The organism is Haemophilus sp. CCUG 66565 (assembly GCF_001679495.1).
Taxonomy (GTDB): Bacteria; Pseudomonadota; Gammaproteobacteria; order Enterobacterales; family Pasteurellaceae; genus Haemophilus; species Haemophilus haemolyticus_K.
Genome location: NZ_LZOX01000016.1, coordinates 66,006 through 86,040 on the forward strand (window position 1 = coordinate 66,006; position 20,035 = coordinate 86,040).

Genomic DNA, 20,035 nt, shown 5'->3' on the forward strand with positions numbered 1-20,035 from the left:
CACTTCTTTATAAAGGAGCAGACTATGTATTATGGTTTAGATATTGGCGGTACAAAAATAGAGCTTGCCGTATTCAATGAAAAATTAGAAAAATTATATTCTGAACGGGTGCTAACACCTAAAACCGACTATGAAGAATGGCTTAACACGATTGTAGATTTAGTCAATCGTGCTGATGAAAAGTTTGGTGAAGTGGGCACAGTAGGTTTGGGCATACCAGGTTTTGTAAATCAACAAACTGGATTAGCCGAAATTACCAATATTCGTGTGGCAGATAATAAACCAATTTTACGCGATCTGTCTGCGCGTTTAGGGCGTGAAGTGCGGGCAGAAAATGATGCAAATTGTTTTGCGTTATCTGAAGCATGGGATACGGAAAATCAGCAATATCCGACTGTACTTGGTTTAATTCTTGGGACCGGTTTTGGTGGCGGCTTTGTCTTAAATGGTAAAGTTCATTCAGGTCAAGTGGGAATGGCGGGAGAGCTTGGTCATTTACAACTAAATTATCATGCCTTGAAATTATTGGGATGGGATAAAGCCCCAATTTATCAATGCGGTTGTGGCAACAAAGCTTGTTTGGATAATTATCTGTCTGGTCGTGGTTTTGAAATGCTTTATCGAGATTTGAAAGGCAAAACATTATCTGCTCGTGAAATTATTGATTTGTTCTATCAAGGCAATGAAAGTGCGGTAGATTTTGTGAATCTTTTTGTTGAATTAGCGGCGATTTCTATTGGCAATATCATTACGGCATTTGATCCGCATATGATTGTGCTAGGTGGTGGATTATCTAATTTTGATTACCTTTATGAGGCTTTACCAAAAGCATTACCGCCTCACTTGATGCGGACAGCAAAAGTTCCGCCAATTAAAAAAGCGAAACACGGCGATTCTGGTGGTGTACGTGGTGCGGCCGCCTTATTCCTTTCAAAATAATCTTACTCTCGCCTATCCGATTGTTAGGATAGGCGATATAAGAACGCATTGTTATTCAACTAACATATCCTGAAGTACTTCATCATATTACGTCTTAGTCAATTCGCACGATGATAAAAAAGTATGGCTATTATTCACCGCACTTTTATGCGCTATACTACTCTTTCTTCAATAAGAAAATACCGTGATCAGATAAATTTACATAAGCTTGTTTTAAATCGGCATTAAAATCTTCTGGCTTACAATTCACCAATAAATCTTTTCCTGCCCAATTTGCGACAACTTCCCAATGATTACCCATATAAACCGCACTTTTAATCTCACAACGTTGTGCATCACTGCCCTCTGCAGCAAGATAAATTGCTTCTGGACGAATACCTACTAAGCATTCACCATCGGGTAAATTAAACTGTGCAGCGTCTTTTAAAGATACATTATAGCCATTAATATCCACCACGCTATTTTCTAATTTTCCATCGAAAATACTGGATTCACCCATAAAGTTTGCTAAGAACAAAGAATTTGGTCGGAGATAAAGCTCTTTCGCTGGCGCTTTTTGCATAATTTTACCTTTATGCATAACAATAACTTCATCAGATACAGCAAAAGCTTCTGTTTGGTCGTGTGTCACATAAAGCGAGGTAATGCCTAAACGTTGTTGCAATTCACGGATTTTTTCACGCATTGAACGACGTAAGTTTGCATCCAAATTACTTAATGGCTCATCAAACAATAGGACTTTTGGTTTCAATACCAAAGCACGAGCCAATGCAACACGTTGTTGTTGACCGCCAGAAATTTGATCTACAAAGCGGTCTTCAAAGCCTTCTAAGTCCACCAATTCTAAAGCTTCTTTTACACGTTGAGCACGTTCTTCTTTGCCAATGCCTTGCATTTTTAAGCCGTAGCCTACGTTATCGCCAATGCTCATATGCGGGAATAGTGCATAAGATTGGAAGACGATACAAATATCTCGATTCTGAATAGAAGATTTTGTTACATCTTCACCATCAATAAATATTTGACCAGATGTTGGATTTTCTAACCCCGCAACCAAACGCAATACAGTTGTTTTGCCGCAACCTGACGGCCCCAACAATGTCACCATCGTGCCACGTTTGATCGTTAAATCTAAATTATCAATGACGACTGCTTTACCAAATGCTTTGGTGATATTTTTTAATACTAAGAAATCATTATTACTCATAATATTTACCTACAACTTAACGAGTTAATTCATTTTTTTCGCTTTAGAACGAGAGATACGTGTATCACCTACAATCCAGTCGAAGAATAAAATAATTGCCATCATGACAACAATTAAGATTGAGCCGTACGCAATAGCAATACCGTATTCGCCATCTTCAACGCGATTTAGGATATAAGCTGTTGCAACCCGAGTATCTGCTGTCACTAAGAATATAATTGCGCTCACTGTCGTCATTGCACGAACGAAGCTGGTAACAAGCGCTGAAAGCAATGCTGGTTTTAATAATGGCAAGACGATATACCATAAGGTTTTCCACGAACTTCCTTTTAAAGAAAGCGATGCTTCATCAAGAGATTTATCAAGCTGCCCTAACCCTGCAATCGCTGCTCGCATACCAATTGGTAAATCACGCATAACCATTGAAATAATCACGATAATGCTGGTGCCCGTAATATAAAGCGGTGCATTGTTGAAGGCTAAAATGTAAGACACCCCAGCCACTGTACCCGGTACGGCAAAACAAAGCATGGTTAAGAACTCAAGGGATTTTTTACCTTGGAAATCTTTACGCACAACAATGTACGCAATTAATAATCCAAAGAATGCGGTTAATGGTGCGGCAATACCTGCATAGATTAAGGTATTGATCAGTGACGGCCACGCGCCATCGCTCAATCCTTGCCCGAATAACATGGCATAGTTTTTCAAGGTTAAAGTGTAATCTACGCCCCAGTTTACAGTGAAGCTTCCGTAGAAAATACTTCCGTAAAGCGCCATATTAAAGATTACCCAGAATCCAAGCATACCGATGATGGTATATTTCAAACCAGTTGGAAGATCTTGCACATCACCACGATAAGATTTACCTGAAACGGTGACATAAGAGCGGTTACCAATCCAAATGTATTGAATGATAAAAATCGCTAGAGAGAAAATTAATAATATTGAACCTAAGGTACTTGCTGATGCGTAATCTAATTGTGAACCCGCAATATAGAAATAAATCTGTGTTGCAATCACATCAAAGCTACCACCCAATACCAATGGGTTACTAAAATCTGCAAGCGATTGGATAAATACAATTAAAAATGAGTTCGCCAATGCTGGGCGTAACAATGGGAAAATGATGTTATAAAAAGTTTGATAGCGATTGGCTCGTAACGTATAAGAGGCCTCTTCAATAGACGGGTGTACCGATTTCAATGCGCCATCTAAAATCATAAAAGAAATAGGAGCAAATGCGAGAATTTGAGCAATTGCAATCCCATTAAAACCATACAACCAGTTATGATTGGTGAAACCAAAATTCGTACTTAAAAATTCGGTTACATAACCAGAACGGCCAAGCATTAAAGTTACCCCTAATCCCACAACAAATGGTGGCGTAACAATTGGCAAAATAGAGAAAATTTTTCCGATAAATGCCGTTCTACGAGCGATACGCGTAGTATAAAGCGCAAAGGCTAAACCAAATACAGTAGAAACGATGCCCACAAAGCCCGATAAGAAAAGAGAATTGGTAATTACGCGAACAATATAGCTCTGCGTTAAAATACGCATCACTTGTTGTGGCGCAAACGTATCACCGTCATAAAACATTGAAACGAAAATCGCCAATGTTGGATAAACGATAAAGAAGAAAATAAGCAAAATAATGCAAAGTAAAGAAGCGATAATAAACTTATCCCCTTGCATTACTTTAAGTTTGGCCAATGAAAGCGTCGCCAATGCTGTATATCCTACAAGCAACACGATCACAGAATAGCCCATACTAATTTTGTACAGCGTCGCACTGATAAACATAAACAGTACAGAAAGTGCGGTCAAAAATAGCTCTGTTTTTGCTTGAGTTTGCTGTGGCAATCTCAATAACGGCAAAGCACCATACACAATAACAGGCAGGAACCAAGCCCAAGTTAAATTGAAAGAAGCCCAGCCCATTGCATCTAAATATTCATCTGAAGTACTTTCAAACAAACCGTAATCAAGTGCATTGGAAGGCAGAAGCGCAAACGCTAACAAGGATAAAATAATCCAAAAATAAGCAGAATGCATTATGGAAAGTTTTTTTGCGTTCATACAACCTCGCATAAGGTAAAAAAACGAAGCGATATGCGACATATCACTTCGTTAGTGACATCATTATTTGGCTAATTTTACTTCATCAACCCATTTTGTGATTAAGCGTTTACGTAAATCAGTCGCACCGTATTTATCAAAATCATAGTTAATTAAATTAATAGATTTAAAATCTAACGCATAAGGCGATTGTTGTGCAGTGGTGTTCGTTAAAATGGAATACGCCTCACCTTTTTGCCAAGTTAATTCTTGCGCCTCTTTGGATAACGCCCAATCAACAAAAAGTTTCGCATTATCTAAATTACGCGCCCCTTTAATGACACTCACACCACCAATTTCATAGCCAGTACCTTCACAAGGTACAACTAATTCTACTGGCGCGCCTTTCGCTTTTTCTAAAGAATATTCATGTAAGAAACCAATGCCAATTGCCGTTTCTCCTCGCGCTGTATTACGTGTTGCCGTATTACCAGATTTGGTATATTGCGATACGTTTTTATTCAACTCTTTTAAAAATTTAAACGCCTCGTCTTCTCCCCAAAGTTGCATATAAGTGGCTAGCTGAGTGTAACCCGTACCAGAACTTTGTGGATCTGCGGCTTGAATTTCATTTTTGTAAATTGGGTTAGCTAAATCCTTCCAGCATTTTGGAATAGGTAAATTCAATTTTTTCAAACGTTCTGGATTCACGCCAAAACCTAACACGCCTAAATAAATCGCCGAAGAATAATTCCCTTTCATTTTGGCTGGATCACGGAATTTTTCTACGATCTGAGGAAGATTGGATGATTTATAAGGTTCTAATAACCCCATTTCCCCTGCTTGAGAATGAGGATCCATCGTTCCACCATACCAAACATCACCTTGTGGATTATCTTTCTCAGCATCAATTTTCGCTAGAATAGTACCTGTTCCACCACGAATAAAACTTGTTTTAACATCAAATTTTTTCTCAAATGCCATCGCTTCTTGCTCGCACATCGTATTTTGCGCACTGCAATAAATGACTAAGCGTCCTTTTGCAAAAGATGAATTACTTAACACTAATCCACTTAGCATCACACCAGACAAGGTTACTGCGATTTTTGATAGTTTCATCTGATTATAACTCCCTTATGAATGAAAATTTTGCAATCTCTTAGAGAGAAAACGAAATCACATTAAAAATACGAAAAAGTGCGGTCAAAAAATTCAGTTTTTTTACCGCACTTATTCACCGCTATTTCGCCAATTTAACTTCTTGTACCCATTTTTCAATTAAGGCTTTACGTTGTTCTGTTGCACCGTATTTTTCAAAGTCATAATTGATCAATTTAAGTTTATTTGGATCAAATGCAGTTGGTGATTGTTCTGCGGTCGTGTTAGTTAAGATTTGTAAAGAATCCCCTTGTTTCCAAGCTAATTCTTGGCCTTCTTTTGATAAAGCCCAATCGACAAATAATTTTGCATTATCAATATTACGCGCACCTTTTAAAATACTCACGCCACCTAACTCATAACCAGTTCCTTCACAAGGCACGACTAATTCTAACGGTGCACCGTTGCGTTTTTCTAATGCATAATCATGTAAGAAACCTACCCCAATTGTCGCTTCGCCACGCGCAGAGTTACGTGATGGCGTAATACCCGATTTGGTATATTGAGAAACGTTAGGATGCAAGGCTTTTAAGTATTCAAACGCCTCTTTTTCACCCCATAATTGGACAAAAGTTGCCAATGCTGTGTAAGCTGTCCCCGCACTTTGAGGGTCTGCAATTTGAACTTCGCCTTTTAAGCGTGGATCTGTTAGGTCTTTCCAACATTTCGGCACTTCTTTAATGCCTAATTTAGCCAAACGTTCAGTATTCACACCAAAACCTAAGATCCCCATATAAATTGAGGAAACATAGTGACCTTTCGTTTTCGCTGGATCACGGAAACGTTCTACGATTTCATCAATGTGTTTGGATTTATAAGGCTCAATTAAGCCTAATTCTGCAGCTTGAGCTTGAGGGTCAAAAGTACCACCGAACCAAACATCCGCTTGAGGGTTATTTTTTTCAGCTTCAACTTTGGCAAAAGTACTGCCTGAACCATTACGAATAAAGGATGTTTTCACATCATATTTTTCGCCAAACGCCTTCGTTGTTGCTTCGCATAGCGCATTCGTTGCACTACAATACACTACCAATCTACCCTTTGCACTAGCCGAACCAGAAATTGCTAAGCCAGCCGCTAAAAGTGTGGCAGAAACAGAAAGAGAAATCTTGTTGAACTTCATAATAAATACTCCTTATTGGATAAAAACATCAAAATCTTACGTTAAACCCCAAAATAATACCGTGATGAAGTTCACAGTTTTAGAAATTATCAGAAAAAAATAAACGTGAAATTCACCGCACTTTTACTTATAATTGCCGAAATTTCCCTTACATCAAAACACAATTATGTCAGATTCTTGTATCATCATCGCCATCACTGGCGCATCCGCATCAGGAAAAAGTTCTATCGCCTCTACCGTTCACAAAGAACTCTGTAATGAATTAGGCTGCCAGGAAATTGGAATTATTGCCGAAGACAGTTATTACAAAGATCAAAGCCATTTAGAAATGAGCGAACGCATAAAAACAAATTACGACCATCCGAGCTCAATGGATCGCGATTTGCTCATTCAACATTTAAAAGATTTAAAATCAGGCAAAACGGTTGATGTGCCTGTTTATAGCTATGTTGAGCATACTCGTACAGGTGAAACCACAACATTTACACCAAAACGTATTGTGATTTTAGAAGGGATTTTACTGCTTACTGATGAACGCGTTCGTCAACTTGCGGATATTTCCGTATTCGTGGACACACCATTAGACATTTGTTTTATTCGTCGTTTACAACGCGATATGGAAGAACGTGGTCGCTCCCTACAATCGGTTATTGATCAATATCGTGCAACCGTGCGCCCAATGTTCTTACAATTTATTGAGCCTTCTAAACAATATGCGGATATTGTCATTCCTCGCGGTGGTAAAAACCGTATTGCAATCAATATGTTAAAAGCTCAAATCCTTCATTTATTGAATCAAAAATAGGAAATCTTATGCGTCTTTGCGATACTGATATTGAACGCTATCTCGATGATGGCATTATTTCTTTAACGCCTCGTCCAAATAATGACAAAATCAACGGCGCGACAATTGATGTTCGCTTGGGTAATTCTTTCCGCGTATTTCGTGAGCATTCCGCGCCTTTCATTGATTTAAGCGGCCCGAAAGAAGAAGTATCCGCCCAGCTTGAATCTGTAATGAGCGATGAGATTATTATTCCAGACGGAGAAGCATTTTTCCTACATCCAGGTACTTTAGCGTTAGCAACCACACTTGAATCCGTGAAATTACCCGCCAATATTATCGGTTGGTTAGATGGTCGCTCTTCTTTAGCGCGTTTAGGCTTAATGGTACACGTCACGGCACACCGTATTGATCCAGGTTGGGAAGGAAAAATCGTGTTGGAATTTTATAATTCAGGGAAATTACCATTAGCATTACGCCCAAATATGGTGATTGGTGCATTAAGCTTTGAAATATTAAGTGGCGAAGCGAAACGACCATACAGTAGCCGCAAAGATGCAAAATATAAAAATCAACAAAGTGCGGTTGCGAGTCGTATTGACGAAGACAAGGAATAATCGATGAAAAAGTTCGCGCTTGGCGTAGGGATCGTCGCTTTGACGATCTTTTCTTTTTTGTATATCCAGCTTTATCGAGCACAAAGTTCCATCTCTGCACAACTAGCACAACAAAATATTGCGGTTCAATCAGTCAATCTATCTCTATTTCCACCCGCACTTTCTCTCGAGAAAGTTCAGTCTGAACAATTTTCTGTGCAAAAGATTGAAAGTCAATTCAACCTTTTGCCACTTTTTTACGGTAATATTAACCTTTCCTCACTTCAACTTAAACAGCTCAAATTAGGCAATAAAGCACAAAATCTAGCCGATATAAAAATGCATTTTTCAGCGCTTTCTTTAACGCAATTATTGGCAAAAAAAATAATTTTAAATGGTAATAATCAAATATCTATTAAGTTAGAAAAACCATTTTATGGGAAAAATAAAACCTTTGATTTTACTTTTACTAAAGCTAATATTGACCTCTCTAATGAAAAATCATCGCTCATTCAGTTTGTCAATGCCAAATTAAATAATCAATCACTTGGTTATATTGAAGCTCATGGTGATTTTAACAAGCCATTAAAACGGCTTGTTACCTATATCAAACCACAATGTGATAATAATTGTTTAGCTATAGTTAATTATCAGAGTGTGGGTGATCAAAGCATGATCAATTTTTCTGGTAAGGAGTTTCCTGTCAAGCCATTGCTTAGCTTATTGAGCTTTCCTGAATCCTTGAGTGGTTACACTGATTTTAAAATCAATTTAGGTTTTAAGAATTCTGAAATAACACAAGGAAAATTCAATTTTCAGGCAAAAAATGGCGAAATTATCGGTGTAAATTTATTAGATATTGTCTCACAATATTTCCCGATTAATTACAGCAATGATTTATTAGCGAATAAAGAATTAAATACGCCGTATGAACAATTTCAAATACAACTCTCACTGTTAAAAGATCAATTAAATGCTGAAAAATTTGAATTAAAAACCCCCACACTTTTGGGAAGTGGTACTGGTGTTGTCTCATTAAATCAAATGCAATGTGATATAAATCTTACAATACGTTCTACAAATAAAAATTATCAAAATCTTATCTTACCAATCCGATTCTTTGGGGATTGTTATTCACCTCAATATAAATTTAATTTTACAAGAGAATTTCGTCATCAACTCATAGACATCATAAAAGAGAAGCTACATTAATGTCACCACTAAATATAAGAAAAATTCAATCATGGCGAGTCCTATTAATGGCATTCGCAGGGTTTATTTTTAATACAACTGAATTCGTCCCTGTTGCAATGTTAAGTGATATAGCAACCAGTTTTGATATGCAAACTGCCGATACAGGACTAATGATGACAGTATATGCCTGGACAGTACTTATTGTATCTCTTCCAGCAATGCTTCTAACAGGTGAAATGGAGCGGAAAAATTTACTTACCAAGCTCTTTATTATTTTCATCATAGGGCATATTTTATCTGTTATAGCATGGAATTTCTGGATTCTACTTATTGCTCGGGTTTGTATTGCTATTGCCCATTCTGTCTTCTGGTCTATTACGGCTTCGCTTGTGATGCGAATCGCACCGAAAGATAAAAAGACACAAGCGCTAGGAATGCTTGCTATAGGAACATCCCTTGCAACAATTTTAGGGTTGCCTATTGGAAGAATTATAGGACAACTCGTAGGCTGGCGTGTTACTTTCGGAATTATTGCGCTTTTAGCATTCTTCGTTATGCTACTAATAATTCAACTCTTACCAAAACTACCAAGTAAAAACGCAGGTTCTATTGCAAGCTTACCAATACTTGCTAAGCGTCCGTTACTCATTGGGCTTTATATCGCCACAATGCTGATTGTTGCCGCACATTTTACGGCTTATACTTATATTGAGCCTTTTATGATTGAAATAGGCCATTTGGATCCAAATTTTGCAACTTTTGTACTTCTTATTTTTGGTATATCTGGCATTTTAGCTAGCCTTTTATTCAATCGATTACACCGTTTTGGCCCTACTAAATTTGTTGTTGTCGCAATGGCTTTGCAAAGCCTTTCTCTCTTACTATTACTCCTTTCAACAGAATATATCATCACAATGCTTGCTCTTTCTTTTCTTTGGGGAATTGGTGTTGGTTGTATTGGTCTTGCTTTACAAATACGCGTATTAAGACTTGCACCTGATGCAACAGATGTGGCTACGGCTATTTACTCTGGTATTTATAATGCAGGTATCGGTACTGGGGCATTATTTGGAAATCTTGTGGCAACCCATATAGGGCTAGACAAAATTGGCTATATTGGCGCAATGTTAGGATTATGTAGCCTTATTCTTTTTATTGGATCACATTTAAAATATCGTCATACATTTCTCTCTAAATAATTGAAGCCCTGAATATTCAACAAAAAATAACCGCACTTTAATTTCTCAAAGTGCGGTTAAATATTTCAAGATTTCAATTAGCCGTGATAACGCCCTACACCTAATTCATCTTCTTTACGTGTACGATTCATCACTTCTTGTGGAGACTGTGCAATACGTAACCCCATTTCATCTTCAGTACGCACCACTTCTCCACGTAGAGAATTGGTATAAACATCAGTGATTTTCACGTCCACAAATTTTCCAATCATTTCTGGAGAACCTTGGAAATTGACAATACGATTCGTTTCAGTACGTCCCGTTAATTCCATGATGTCTTTCTTCGATGGCCCTTCAACCAGCACACGTTGTTCTGTGCCAAGCATGCGACGGCTAAACTGTGCAGCTTGTTGATTAATACGCTCTTGTAACACATAAAGGCGCTGTTTCTTTTCATCTTCTGTTACATCATCTGGCATATCTGCAGCTGGCGTACCTGGTCGGGCTGAGTACACAAAACTGAAACTCATATCAAAGTTCACTTGTGCAATCAAATTCATAGTTTGCTCAAAATCTTCCGCAGTTTCACCAGGGAAACCAACAATAAAGTCAGAGCTGATTTGAATATCAGGACGTACAGCACGAAGTTTACGAATAATAGATTTATATTCTAATGCTGTATGACCACGTTTCATCATTGTTAATACACGATCAGAACCAGCTTGGACTGGAAGATGTAAGAAACTCACCAATTCAGGCGTATCACGATATACATCAATAATATCATCTGTAAATTCTATTGGATGACTGGTTGTAAAACGTAAACGGTCAATACCATCGATAGACGCTACAAGACGAAGCAACTCAGCAAAGCTACAAATTTGACCATCATGTGTCGGACCACGATAAGCATTCACGTTTTGTCCAAGTAGGTTAACCTCACGCACACCTTGATCCGCAAGCTGCGCAATTTCAAATAAGACATCATCCACAGGACGGCTGACTTCTTCACCGCGTGTATAAGGTACAACACAGAAAGTACAGTATTTATTACAGCCTTCCATAATCGAAACAAATGCCGTTGGACCTTCTGCGCGAGGTTCAGGTAAGCGGTCAAATTTCTCAATTTCAGGGAAACTTACATCTACAACAGAACTCTTACCACCACGAATTTGATTAATCATTTCAGGCAGGCGGTGCAAAGTTTGCGGACCAAAAATAATATCTACATAAGGCGCACGATGACGAATATGTTCACCTTCTTGAGAAGCCACACAGCCGCCTACGCCAATCACTAAATTTGGATTATTTTTCTTTAATTCTTTCCAACGACCAAGTTGGTGGAACACTTTTTCTTGTGCTTTTTCACGAATAGAGCAGGTATTCAATAATAATACGTCTGCTTCTTCAGGAATTTCGGTAAGTTCTAATCCATGAGTACTTAATAAAAGATCTGCCATTTTAGATGAATCGTATTCATTCATCTGGCAGCCCCAAGTTTTAATATGTAATTTTTGAGTCATTTTCTACAATATCGTCAGGTGTTATAAATAATTAGTCGAATAAAACGGTCGGCTATTTTACAGGCTTGCAATAATTCTGGCTAGTAAATATTCGGTGAAAAAAATATCAAAAATAAACCGCACTTTTGTGACATGCCAAAAGTGCGGTTTAATTCAGCGCAATTTTTAATTACTTCACCAATCCGCCACTGGCTTGTAAATCAGCATGATAAGAAGAGCGAACAAATGGCCCACAAGCCGCATGTTCAAAGCCCATTTCATTGGCTTTTTCACGGAATTCATCAAATTCAGCTGGCGGTACATAACGGGCCACTGGCAAATGATGGCGGCTAGGTTGAAGATATTGCCCCAACGTGAGCATTGTCACACCGTTATCACGTAAATCTTGCATGACTTGTAAAATTTCCTCGTTGGTTTCTCCTAATCCCACCATTAAACCAGATTTAGTTGGGATATTCGGGAACATTTCTTTAAATTCACGCAATAATTTAAGTGACCATTCGTAATCTGCTCCAGGACGAATCTCTTTATATAGGCGCGGGACGTTTTCTAAATTATGGTTAAAGACATCTGGCGGATTATCTTTTAATTTTTCCAATGCCTGTGTAATGCGACCACGGAAATCAGGCACTAAAATTTCAATCTTAATGTTAGGATTAAGTTCGCGCACCGCTTTTACACATTCTGCAAAATGACCTGCACCACGATCAGGCAAATCATCGCGATCCACCGATGTAATCACCACATATTTAAGTTTCATATCTTGGATAGTTTCAGCTAATTTTTGTGGCTCTTCAGGATCTGGCGGTAATGGTTTCCCATGCGCAACATCACAGAACGGACAACGGCGCGTGCAAATTGCGCCTAAAATCATAAAAGTTGCTGTTCCATGATTAAAACATTCGTGTAAATTTGGACAAGATGCTTCTTCACACACGGAATGTAAACCATGACGACGCATTCCATTTTTGATGCTTTCAATTTTAAGTGAATTTGCTGGAAGTTTAATTTTCATCCATTCTGGCTTTTTTAATAGCTCTTGGTTTGGATCAATATTTTTAACTGGAATAATCGACGTTTTTGCCGCATCGCGATATTTTACACCGCGTTCCATTTTGAAAGGCGTTGACATAAGCGTTCCTAAATAAAAATGCCCAAACCGGGCATTTTTGATCATTAAATATTACAAATTTGTTACATTATAGCCTAAAAGCTCAGCAAAGTGTTTAATTAATTTTGGTGAAACCTTATCGCAATTAGCTTCATCCTGATTAACAAAATCTGCCAATTGACACATTTCAAGACCAGCATAGCCGCATGGATTAATATAATGAAATGGATTCAGATCCATATTGATATTCAATGCTAACCCGTGAAAAGAGCAACCACGACGAATACGCAGTCCAAGAGAACAAATCTTTTTTCCATCCACATACACGCCTGGTGCATCAGGTTTTGGATAACTTTCAATGCTATATTCAGCTAAAGTTTTTACCACCGTTTGTTCAAGTGCGGTAACTAATTGACGTACATTTAAATTCTCATGACGCCTAATATCAATGAGCACATACATCACTTGCTGACCGGGTGCATGATAGGTTATCTGCCCACCACGATCGGACTGCACCACAGGTATTTCACTACGTTGTAAAAGATGTTCAGGTTTACCTGCTTGCCCTTGAGTAAATACAGGGGGATGTTGCACCAACCAAATTTCGTCTTGCGTTTCCACGGTGCGGCTATCTGTAAAATTCTGCATTTTATGCCAAATTTCTTGATAATCTTGCAACCCTAACTGACGAACGATAAGGGAATTATTCATGCTAGATAACCATTTTTACGCCTTCAACTTTAGCAAGTTCTTTATAAAGTGTTTCTACCTGCTCAAAGTTTTCAGCAATAATGTCGATTGAAACCGAATTATAGGTACCTTTACTACTCCGTTTTTCCTTAGGAATATAATCGCCTTTAACATATTTTTGGACGACCTGAATTAGATCTTGCGCTAACCCCTCGCGATTAATTCCAGCAACTTTAAATGTCATTTTTGCTGGAAATTCCATTAATTCTTTAAGTTTTGCGTAATCGTTTTCTGTTGTCATATCATTTCCCAATAATAAAAATGATGTGTGGATGGTACACTACCCACACATTACGAATGCCTCAGTTAAAAATGAAAAAAGTGCGGTAAGTTTCTGGCATATTTTATGCAAATAAGCCTTTTACAGTGAGCACGAGCCAATCCCAAGCTTTTCCGAAAATACTAGCTTCGCCCACTTCATCCATCACTTGTAAGTTTACCGCTGCAATATCTTTACCTTCTAATTGATAAATGACTTTACCAACGACTTGTCCTTTTGCTAAAGGCGCTTGTAAGTTTTTACTTTCTAACTCATATCGAGCTTTAAGCTCATTTTGTTTACCTTTCGGAACAGTGATAAAACTATCTTGTAAGGTTCCTAATTTCACACTACCTTTATTACCATAATAAACAGGTTGTTCTGAAACTTCTTTGCCTGCCTCTAAAGTTTTAAATGTTTCGAAATTAGCAAAGCCCCATTGTAAAAGTTTTTTACTTTCTACTTCACGACCTTTGTAAGTTGGAACACCCATTACTACAGAAATTAAACGCATATTGTTTGGTGTAGTCGCTGAGGCAACTAAGTTATATCCTGCTTGGCTAGTATGGCCTGTTTTCATTCCATCAACATTGATGGTTTTATCCCATAATAGGCCATTACGGTTAGGTTGTTTGATTTTATTAAATGTAAAATCTTTTTCTGAGTAAATTTTATATTCTTCAGGTAAATCACGAATAATATGTGCTCCAATAAGCGCCATATCACGAGCAGAAGAATATTGATTAGGATCGTCTAAACCATGCGGCGTAGTGAAATTTGTATTTTTCAAACCAAATTGTTGAACATATTTGTTCATTGTTTCTACAAAGTTCGGTACATTGCCAGAAATATGTTCAGCCAATGCCACTGTTGCATCATTACCGGATACAACAATCACACCACGATTCAAATCTGCTACAGATACTTGTGTATTTAAATCTAAAAACATTTTTGATGAGTCAGGGAAATTACGCCCCCACGCACTCTGACCAATAGTTACCATATCGGTATTGTGAATTTTACCCTGTTTTAAAGCGCTCCCTACCACATAACTTGTCATCATTTTTGTTAATGATGCAGGATATTGACGCTGATCCGGATTAAGTGCGGTTAGAATCGCACCTGAATTATAATCCATCAATACATAAGTTTGCGCTGTAATCTGTGGTGGTGTTATGCCATATTGGATATCTTCTGCAGAAGCAGAAAAAGTTACACTTGCCACTAATCCTGATAAAATTAAAATTCTTGTTGTTTTCGTTAACATAATGCATTCCTACAATAACTTAGTTTTTATATGTATAAACAATTAATGGCTTATTGCTCACCATTTTTTGTAATTGGCTTCTAACCTGAGTCAGTTGTTCCTTATTATCAAAAGGTCCAATATGAATTTCATACTTACTTCCAGCACGATTGACTTCAGTTTTCACATTTTCCAAAGATAATTGTGTGATCAACTTATCAGCCTGACTACGTGAAGTTAGCTCAAGCATTTTTAATCTATAACTATCTTTTTCAGAGATATTTTTTGCGGCTGTCTGGCTGACTAATATATTTTTATTTAATCTCAAACGTTCTGCAGCCTCTTTTGTTTTAGCATGCATTGCTAAAGTTTTGGTTGCAGCCCCTGACAATTGTCCATTTTTCGCTACATGTAAAGCCTCAATTCTTACTTGTCCTGTTCCTTGAGCAATTAACCCTAATTCCTTAGCCGCCGCATGAGAAAGATCAATTAAACGTTTATCACTAAAAGGTCCTCGATCATTAATACGTACAATCACTTTTCGATTATTATGTAAATTCGTCACCAAGGCATAAGAATTGATTGGAAGCGTTTTATGTGCTGCAGTAAATAGAGATGAATTATAAATATCTCCGCTTGCAGTTTTGTTTCCGTTAAACTTTAAATGATAATAACTGGCTAAGCCCTCTTTACTGTAATTTTTTGCTTCATCAGCATCTTTTGTTGTATATATTTTTCCTTTCACAGAATACGTATTGGGAGCGGGAACAGTCGTCGCAATAGATAATTTATCGCCTTGAATACCATACATTTTCTGAGGATCCGCTTGTGATGGGAAAGTCGTCACTAATACAAAAAATGCAAGTGCGGTTAAATTTAATAACATTTTTAATTTCATACGTCTCTCATTCTTTTATTTCATATTTATATAAGAAAAGCAAAAATGAAATTAGTTCCCTTTCATAAATTTGCTCTTATGTGTGTGAATTGACATAAGCAATCCAAAACTTGCCATAATCGCGACATATGACGTCCCGCCATAACTAAATAATGGCAAGGGGACACCTACCACAGGCAAAATACCACTTACCATTCCAATATTCACAAACACATATACAAAGAAAATTAGCGTCGTTGCGCCCGCTAAAATACGACCAAAAGAAGTTTGCGCATTTACAGCAATCATTAAACCTCTCACTATAATAAACATATAGATTACCATTAAAATGAGGAAACCGATCATCCCATGTTCTTCACCCATTACCGCAAAAATAAAATCGGTATGAGGCTCTGGTAGAAACTCAAGTTGAGATTGCGTTCCTTGCATCCAGCCTTTTCCCCAAAGCCCTCCTGAACCAATCGCAATTTTTGATTGTAAAATATGATAGCCTGCTCCTAAGGGATCTTTTTCTGGATCAAGCAATGTCAGAACTCGCGTTCGTTGATAATCATGCATCAAATAAAGCCACATAATTGGTATAAATCCCGCCAATCCAACAACTGCAGCTAAAATTATCCACCAACTCATCCCAGCTAAAAATACTACAAATAAACCTGAGGCGCTCACTAATATTGAAGTCCCCAGATCAGGTTGAATCGCGACCAACAATGTTGGTACCATAATCATCGCTATCGCTATAAATGTTTCACTTAATTTAGGAGGAATCGGACGATTTCCTAAATAAACGGCAACCATTAAAGGCACTGCAAGCTTCACAATTTCAGAGGGTTGGAAACGAATAAAACCAAGATCGAGCCAACGTTGAGCTCCTTTACTTGTCGTACCAATCGCATCCACTAAAACTAACATTGCAAATCCAATTAGATATAAATATGGCGCAATACGTTGATAAAACTTAGGTGGAAATTGCGCGATAATCAGCATGACCATAAATCCAAGCATCACCTGTATAATACGGTTTTGGAACATGGTTTCACTCGCACCAGTAGCGCTATAAAGCACAAGCATGCCATAGGCTGTTATTGCAACTAAGCCAATAAAAAGCCAAAAATCAATATGCAAACGTTGCCATGCGCGCAACCAGAAAGGGATTTTATCTTCCATTTATCTGCTCGCCCTCTTGTGGTAAATCTTCTTTTTGCTGAATATTTGCATTATATTTTTCAACTTGTGGTAAACGCTGATTTAAATAGTAATCCATCACTTTACGCGCTAACGGTGCGGCATTACTTGAACCACCACCCGCATTCTCTAAAATAACTGTCACAACCAATCTAGGGTTTTCATAAGGTGCATATGCGGTAAACCATGCGTGATCGTGCAATTCTTTTTTCAATCCAGCCGCATTGTATTTTTCATTTTCTTTGAGACTAAAAACTTGTGCCGTACCAGACTTACCCGCAACTCTATAATTAGCACCGGCAAATGCCTTTCGTCCAGTGCCTGCAGCAGAATTAACAACATTATACATTCCACGTTTTGCTGCATCCCAATAATTTTGTTTTGGCTCACTAATATCAGGATAAATCAATGGATCTTTATAAGGTGATAATTCCGCACCTTCAATAGCTTTCATTAAATGTGGTGTATTTACTTTACCGTTATTTACTAATATTGCTGTTGCTTTTGCTACTTGTAACGGCGTAGCAGTCCAATAACCTTGCCCAATACCAACTGAAATCGTATCACCCAATACCCAAGGACGTTTATATCGTTTTTGTTTCCATTCACGACTTGGCATATTGGCAGCCGCTTCTTCCTGAATTTCAATTCCTGTTGGCATGCCGAAACCAAAGCGTTTCATCCATTCCGAAAGACGGTCTATCCCCATATTATGAGCAACTTGATAAAAATAAGTATCGGATGATTCTGTAATCGCCTTATTTAAATCCGTATATCCATGACCTGATTTTTTCCAATCGCGAAAACGTTTTGAGGTATTCGGTAAAATCCAATAGCCTGGGTCAAAAATGGTTGTATTTTGCGTAATCACATTTTCAGTTTGTGCGGCTACGGAAATAAAAGGTTTCACTGTAGAAGCGGGAGGATATACCCCCTGTGTAGCCCGGCTATACAATGGACGGGCTGGATCATTTAATAAACGTTTATAATCTTCAGATGAAATGCCATCCACAAAAAGATTATTATCATAACTCGGTGTCGAGACCATTGCTAACACGCCACTATCTTTTGGATCTAGAACAATAATTGCACCTTTTTGCCCAGATAAAAGCTCCGTAATATAGCGTTGTAATTCTAAATCAATGGTGAGATGAATACTTTTTCCTGCTATAGCAGGTTGTTCTCGTAATTTACGAATTACCTTTCCACGGTTATTAATTTCAACCTCTTCAAATCCCGTTACACCATGTAAACTATCTTCATAATAACGCTCAATACCTAATTTTCCCATATCACTCGTTCCCGAGTAATTAGCAAATTTTTCCTCTTTTTTCAGGCGCTCTACATCTTTATCATTAATTTTTCCCACATAACCTAAAATATGCGTCATAATCTCGCCATATAAGTAATAGCGTTTGAAATAAGGACGTACATCTAAACTCGGATATTGATAGCCACTCACCGCAAAACGTGCGATTTGTTCTTCTGTTAAATTCGGTTTCAATAAAATAGGCGTGTAACGCGTTCCGCGGCGACGTTCCTTTTTAAAATTTTCAATATCGTTATCCGTCAATCCCACAATGTAGCGTAATTCATCTAAAGTGCGGTCTAAATTTTCAGTTTTTTCTGGCACAATGTATAAACCAAAAAAAGTAAGATTTTCGGCTAATAATTTGCCGTAACGATCATAGATCAAGCCACGTGTTGGAGGTAAAGGTAATAATTTAATTCGGTTACCATTAGAACGCGTTTGGTAAGTATCGAAATTAACAATCTGTAGCTGATAAATATTAGTGAATAACACCCCTGTTAGTAGCAAAATCCCCAAAAAAGCCACTAAGGTTCGGCGTGCAAAAAGGTTACGCTCCGCTTTTTTATCGCGGAACGGCTCATGAGTTGGCGTATTGAAGAATCTTTTTAAATTCATCTGACTAAAAATGAGGATTTACTATTCTCGGTGATAAGGATGATTAGTCGTGAGCGACCACGCACGATACAAACTTTCAGCCACCACAACACGAACAAGTGGGTGAGGTAATGTCAAGGGTGAAAGCGACCAGCTTTGCTCTGCAGCAGCTTTACATTCAGGTGAAAGTCCCTCTGGACCACCAATCAACAAACATACATCACGACCATCATTTTTCCACGCTTCTAGTTGCTCGGCTAACTGCGGGGTGGTCCAAGGTTTACCTGGAATATCTAACGTCACAACTTTGCCTTTTCCACAGGCCGCTAACATCGCTTTACCTTCTTGTTCTAAAATACGTTTAATATCAGCATTCTTTCCACGCTTGCCCGCTGGGATTTCAATCAGTTCAAAAGGCATATCTTTTGGGAAACGGCGTTGATATTCCTCAAAACCCGTTGTAACCCAAGAAGGCATTTTTGTTCCAACAGCAATTAACGTGATTTTCACAAGTCATCCTTATCTAAAAGTGCGGTTATTTTACACCGCACTTTACTAAAGTTTACGCCCAAAGTTTCTCTAATTGATACATTTCACGCGCATCACGTTGCATGATATGTACGATTGCTTGACCAAGATCCACCACAATCCAATCTGCAGTATTTTTACCCTCTTCACCAAAAGTTTCAAAACCTGCTTTTTTACATTCTGTAATTAAATTATCTGCCATTGCAGAAACTTGGCGGCTCGATGTACCCGTGCAAATAATCATATTATCCGTAATCGAGGATTTTCCACGTACATCAAAATGTACAATATCTGTTCCCTTTAAGCCATCTAAGGTTTTCATCAAAAATTCAACTAACGCCATTTTGTTCTCGCTTCGAAATAAAAGTGTGAGATTCTATCATTGAATA

19 protein-coding genes are annotated in these 20,035 nt (G+C 37.9%); 5 read left to right on the forward strand and 14 right to left on the reverse strand.

Annotated features, from left to right (window positions below; all coding sequences use genetic code 11):
* Window positions 1-24: 24 nt before the first annotated feature.
* A complete protein-coding gene (gene nagK / locus A9501_RS05810) occupies window positions 25-939 on the forward strand; it encodes an N-acetylglucosamine kinase (RefSeq protein WP_065265266.1) in 915 nt (304 codons plus the stop codon).
* 157 nt (window positions 940-1,096) lie between these two features.
* Here nagK and fbpC read toward each other — a convergent pair whose 3' ends face one another.
* The 4 genes from fbpC to A9501_RS05830 form a co-directional block, all read right to left on the reverse strand.
* Window positions 1,097-2,146, reverse strand: a complete 1,050-nt coding sequence (fbpC, locus tag A9501_RS05815; RefSeq protein WP_065265267.1) for a ferric ABC transporter ATP-binding protein — start codon at window positions 2,144-2,146, stop codon at window positions 1,097-1,099.
* A gap of 24 nt (window positions 2,147-2,170) precedes the next feature.
* On the reverse strand, window positions 2,171-4,228 hold the full coding sequence (locus A9501_RS05820) for an ABC transporter permease (protein ID WP_065265482.1): 2,058 nt from the start codon (window positions 4,226-4,228) through the stop codon (window positions 2,171-2,173).
* Window positions 4,229-4,291: 63 nt separating this feature from the next.
* Window positions 4,292-5,326 (reverse strand): ABC transporter substrate-binding protein, encoded by a 1,035-nt coding sequence (locus A9501_RS05825; protein WP_065265268.1) that lies wholly within the window; start codon window positions 5,324-5,326, stop codon window positions 4,292-4,294.
* A gap of 121 nt (window positions 5,327-5,447) precedes the next feature.
* Window positions 5,448-6,488, reverse strand: a complete 1,041-nt coding sequence (locus A9501_RS05830) for an ABC transporter substrate-binding protein (protein ID WP_005634063.1) — start codon at window positions 6,486-6,488, stop codon at window positions 5,448-5,450.
* A gap of 166 nt (window positions 6,489-6,654) precedes the next feature.
* Between A9501_RS05830 and udk the strand changes: the two genes are divergently transcribed.
* From udk to A9501_RS05850, 4 genes are read left to right on the forward strand one after another with little or no spacing between them, the layout of a single operon-like run.
* On the forward strand, window positions 6,655-7,293 hold the full coding sequence (gene udk / locus A9501_RS05835) for a uridine kinase (protein ID WP_005637481.1): 639 nt from the start codon (window positions 6,655-6,657) through the stop codon (window positions 7,291-7,293).
* An 8-nt stretch (window positions 7,294-7,301) separates the two neighbouring features.
* Window positions 7,302-7,889, forward strand: coding sequence for a dCTP deaminase (dcd, locus tag A9501_RS05840; RefSeq protein WP_065245872.1), 588 nt, complete (start codon window positions 7,302-7,304; stop codon window positions 7,887-7,889).
* 3 nt (window positions 7,890-7,892) lie between these two features.
* Window positions 7,893-9,080: a hypothetical protein gene (locus A9501_RS05845; protein WP_065265269.1), complete on the forward strand. Its 1,188-nt coding sequence runs from the start codon at window positions 7,893-7,895 to the stop codon at window positions 9,078-9,080.
* Entirely contained in the window at window positions 9,080-10,261 is a 1,182-nt protein-coding gene (locus A9501_RS05850) for a sugar transporter (protein ID WP_065265270.1), read from the forward strand. Before A9501_RS05845 ends, A9501_RS05850 begins: the two co-directional genes overlap by 1 nt.
* Before the next feature lie 77 nt (window positions 10,262-10,338).
* Here A9501_RS05850 and miaB read toward each other — a convergent pair whose 3' ends face one another.
* The 10 genes from miaB to rsfS all read right to left on the reverse strand — a co-directional run bounded on the left by miaB (window position 10,339) and on the right by rsfS (window position 19,989).
* Entirely contained in the window at window positions 10,339-11,763 is a 1,425-nt protein-coding gene (gene miaB / locus A9501_RS05855; RefSeq protein WP_005630294.1) for a tRNA (N6-isopentenyl adenosine(37)-C2)-methylthiotransferase MiaB, read from the reverse strand.
* A 169-nt stretch (window positions 11,764-11,932) separates the two neighbouring features.
* Window positions 11,933-12,895, reverse strand: coding sequence for a lipoyl synthase (lipA, locus tag A9501_RS05860; protein ID WP_005628755.1), 963 nt, complete (start codon window positions 12,893-12,895; stop codon window positions 11,933-11,935).
* Window positions 12,896-12,946: 51 nt separating this feature from the next.
* On the reverse strand, window positions 12,947-13,585 hold the full coding sequence (lipB, locus tag A9501_RS05865; RefSeq protein WP_065265271.1) for a lipoyl(octanoyl) transferase LipB: 639 nt from the start codon (window positions 13,583-13,585) through the stop codon (window positions 12,947-12,949).
* Between the two features lies 1 nt (window position 13,586).
* Window positions 13,587-13,865, reverse strand: a complete 279-nt coding sequence (gene ybeD / locus A9501_RS05870) for a DUF493 family protein YbeD (RefSeq protein ID WP_005646399.1) — start codon at window positions 13,863-13,865, stop codon at window positions 13,587-13,589.
* Between the two features lie 103 nt (window positions 13,866-13,968).
* Window positions 13,969-15,150, reverse strand: a complete 1,182-nt coding sequence (locus A9501_RS05875) for a D-alanyl-D-alanine carboxypeptidase family protein (protein WP_065265272.1) — start codon at window positions 15,148-15,150, stop codon at window positions 13,969-13,971.
* Between the two features lie 19 nt (window positions 15,151-15,169).
* A complete protein-coding gene (locus A9501_RS05880) occupies window positions 15,170-16,027 on the reverse strand; it encodes a septal ring lytic transglycosylase RlpA family protein (RefSeq protein ID WP_065265273.1) in 858 nt (285 codons plus the stop codon).
* 51 nt (window positions 16,028-16,078) lie between these two features.
* Window positions 16,079-17,194 carry a rod shape-determining protein RodA gene (gene rodA, locus A9501_RS05885; protein WP_065265274.1) on the reverse strand — a complete coding sequence of 372 codons (1,116 nt, stop codon included), beginning with the start codon at window positions 17,192-17,194 and terminating at the stop codon, window positions 16,079-16,081.
* A complete protein-coding gene (mrdA, locus tag A9501_RS05890) occupies window positions 17,184-19,139 on the reverse strand; it encodes a penicillin-binding protein 2 (protein ID WP_065265275.1) in 1,956 nt (651 codons plus the stop codon). The genes rodA and mrdA overlap by 11 nt, the downstream gene beginning before the upstream one ends.
* Window positions 19,140-19,160: 21 nt before the next feature.
* On the reverse strand, window positions 19,161-19,628 hold the full coding sequence (gene rlmH / locus A9501_RS05895) for a 23S rRNA (pseudouridine(1915)-N(3))-methyltransferase RlmH (RefSeq protein ID WP_005649848.1): 468 nt from the start codon (window positions 19,626-19,628) through the stop codon (window positions 19,161-19,163).
* Window positions 19,629-19,680: 52 nt separating this feature from the next.
* A complete protein-coding gene (rsfS, locus tag A9501_RS05900; RefSeq protein WP_005628770.1) occupies window positions 19,681-19,989 on the reverse strand; it encodes a ribosome silencing factor in 309 nt (102 codons plus the stop codon).
* Between the last annotated feature and the right edge of the window lie 46 nt (window positions 19,990-20,035).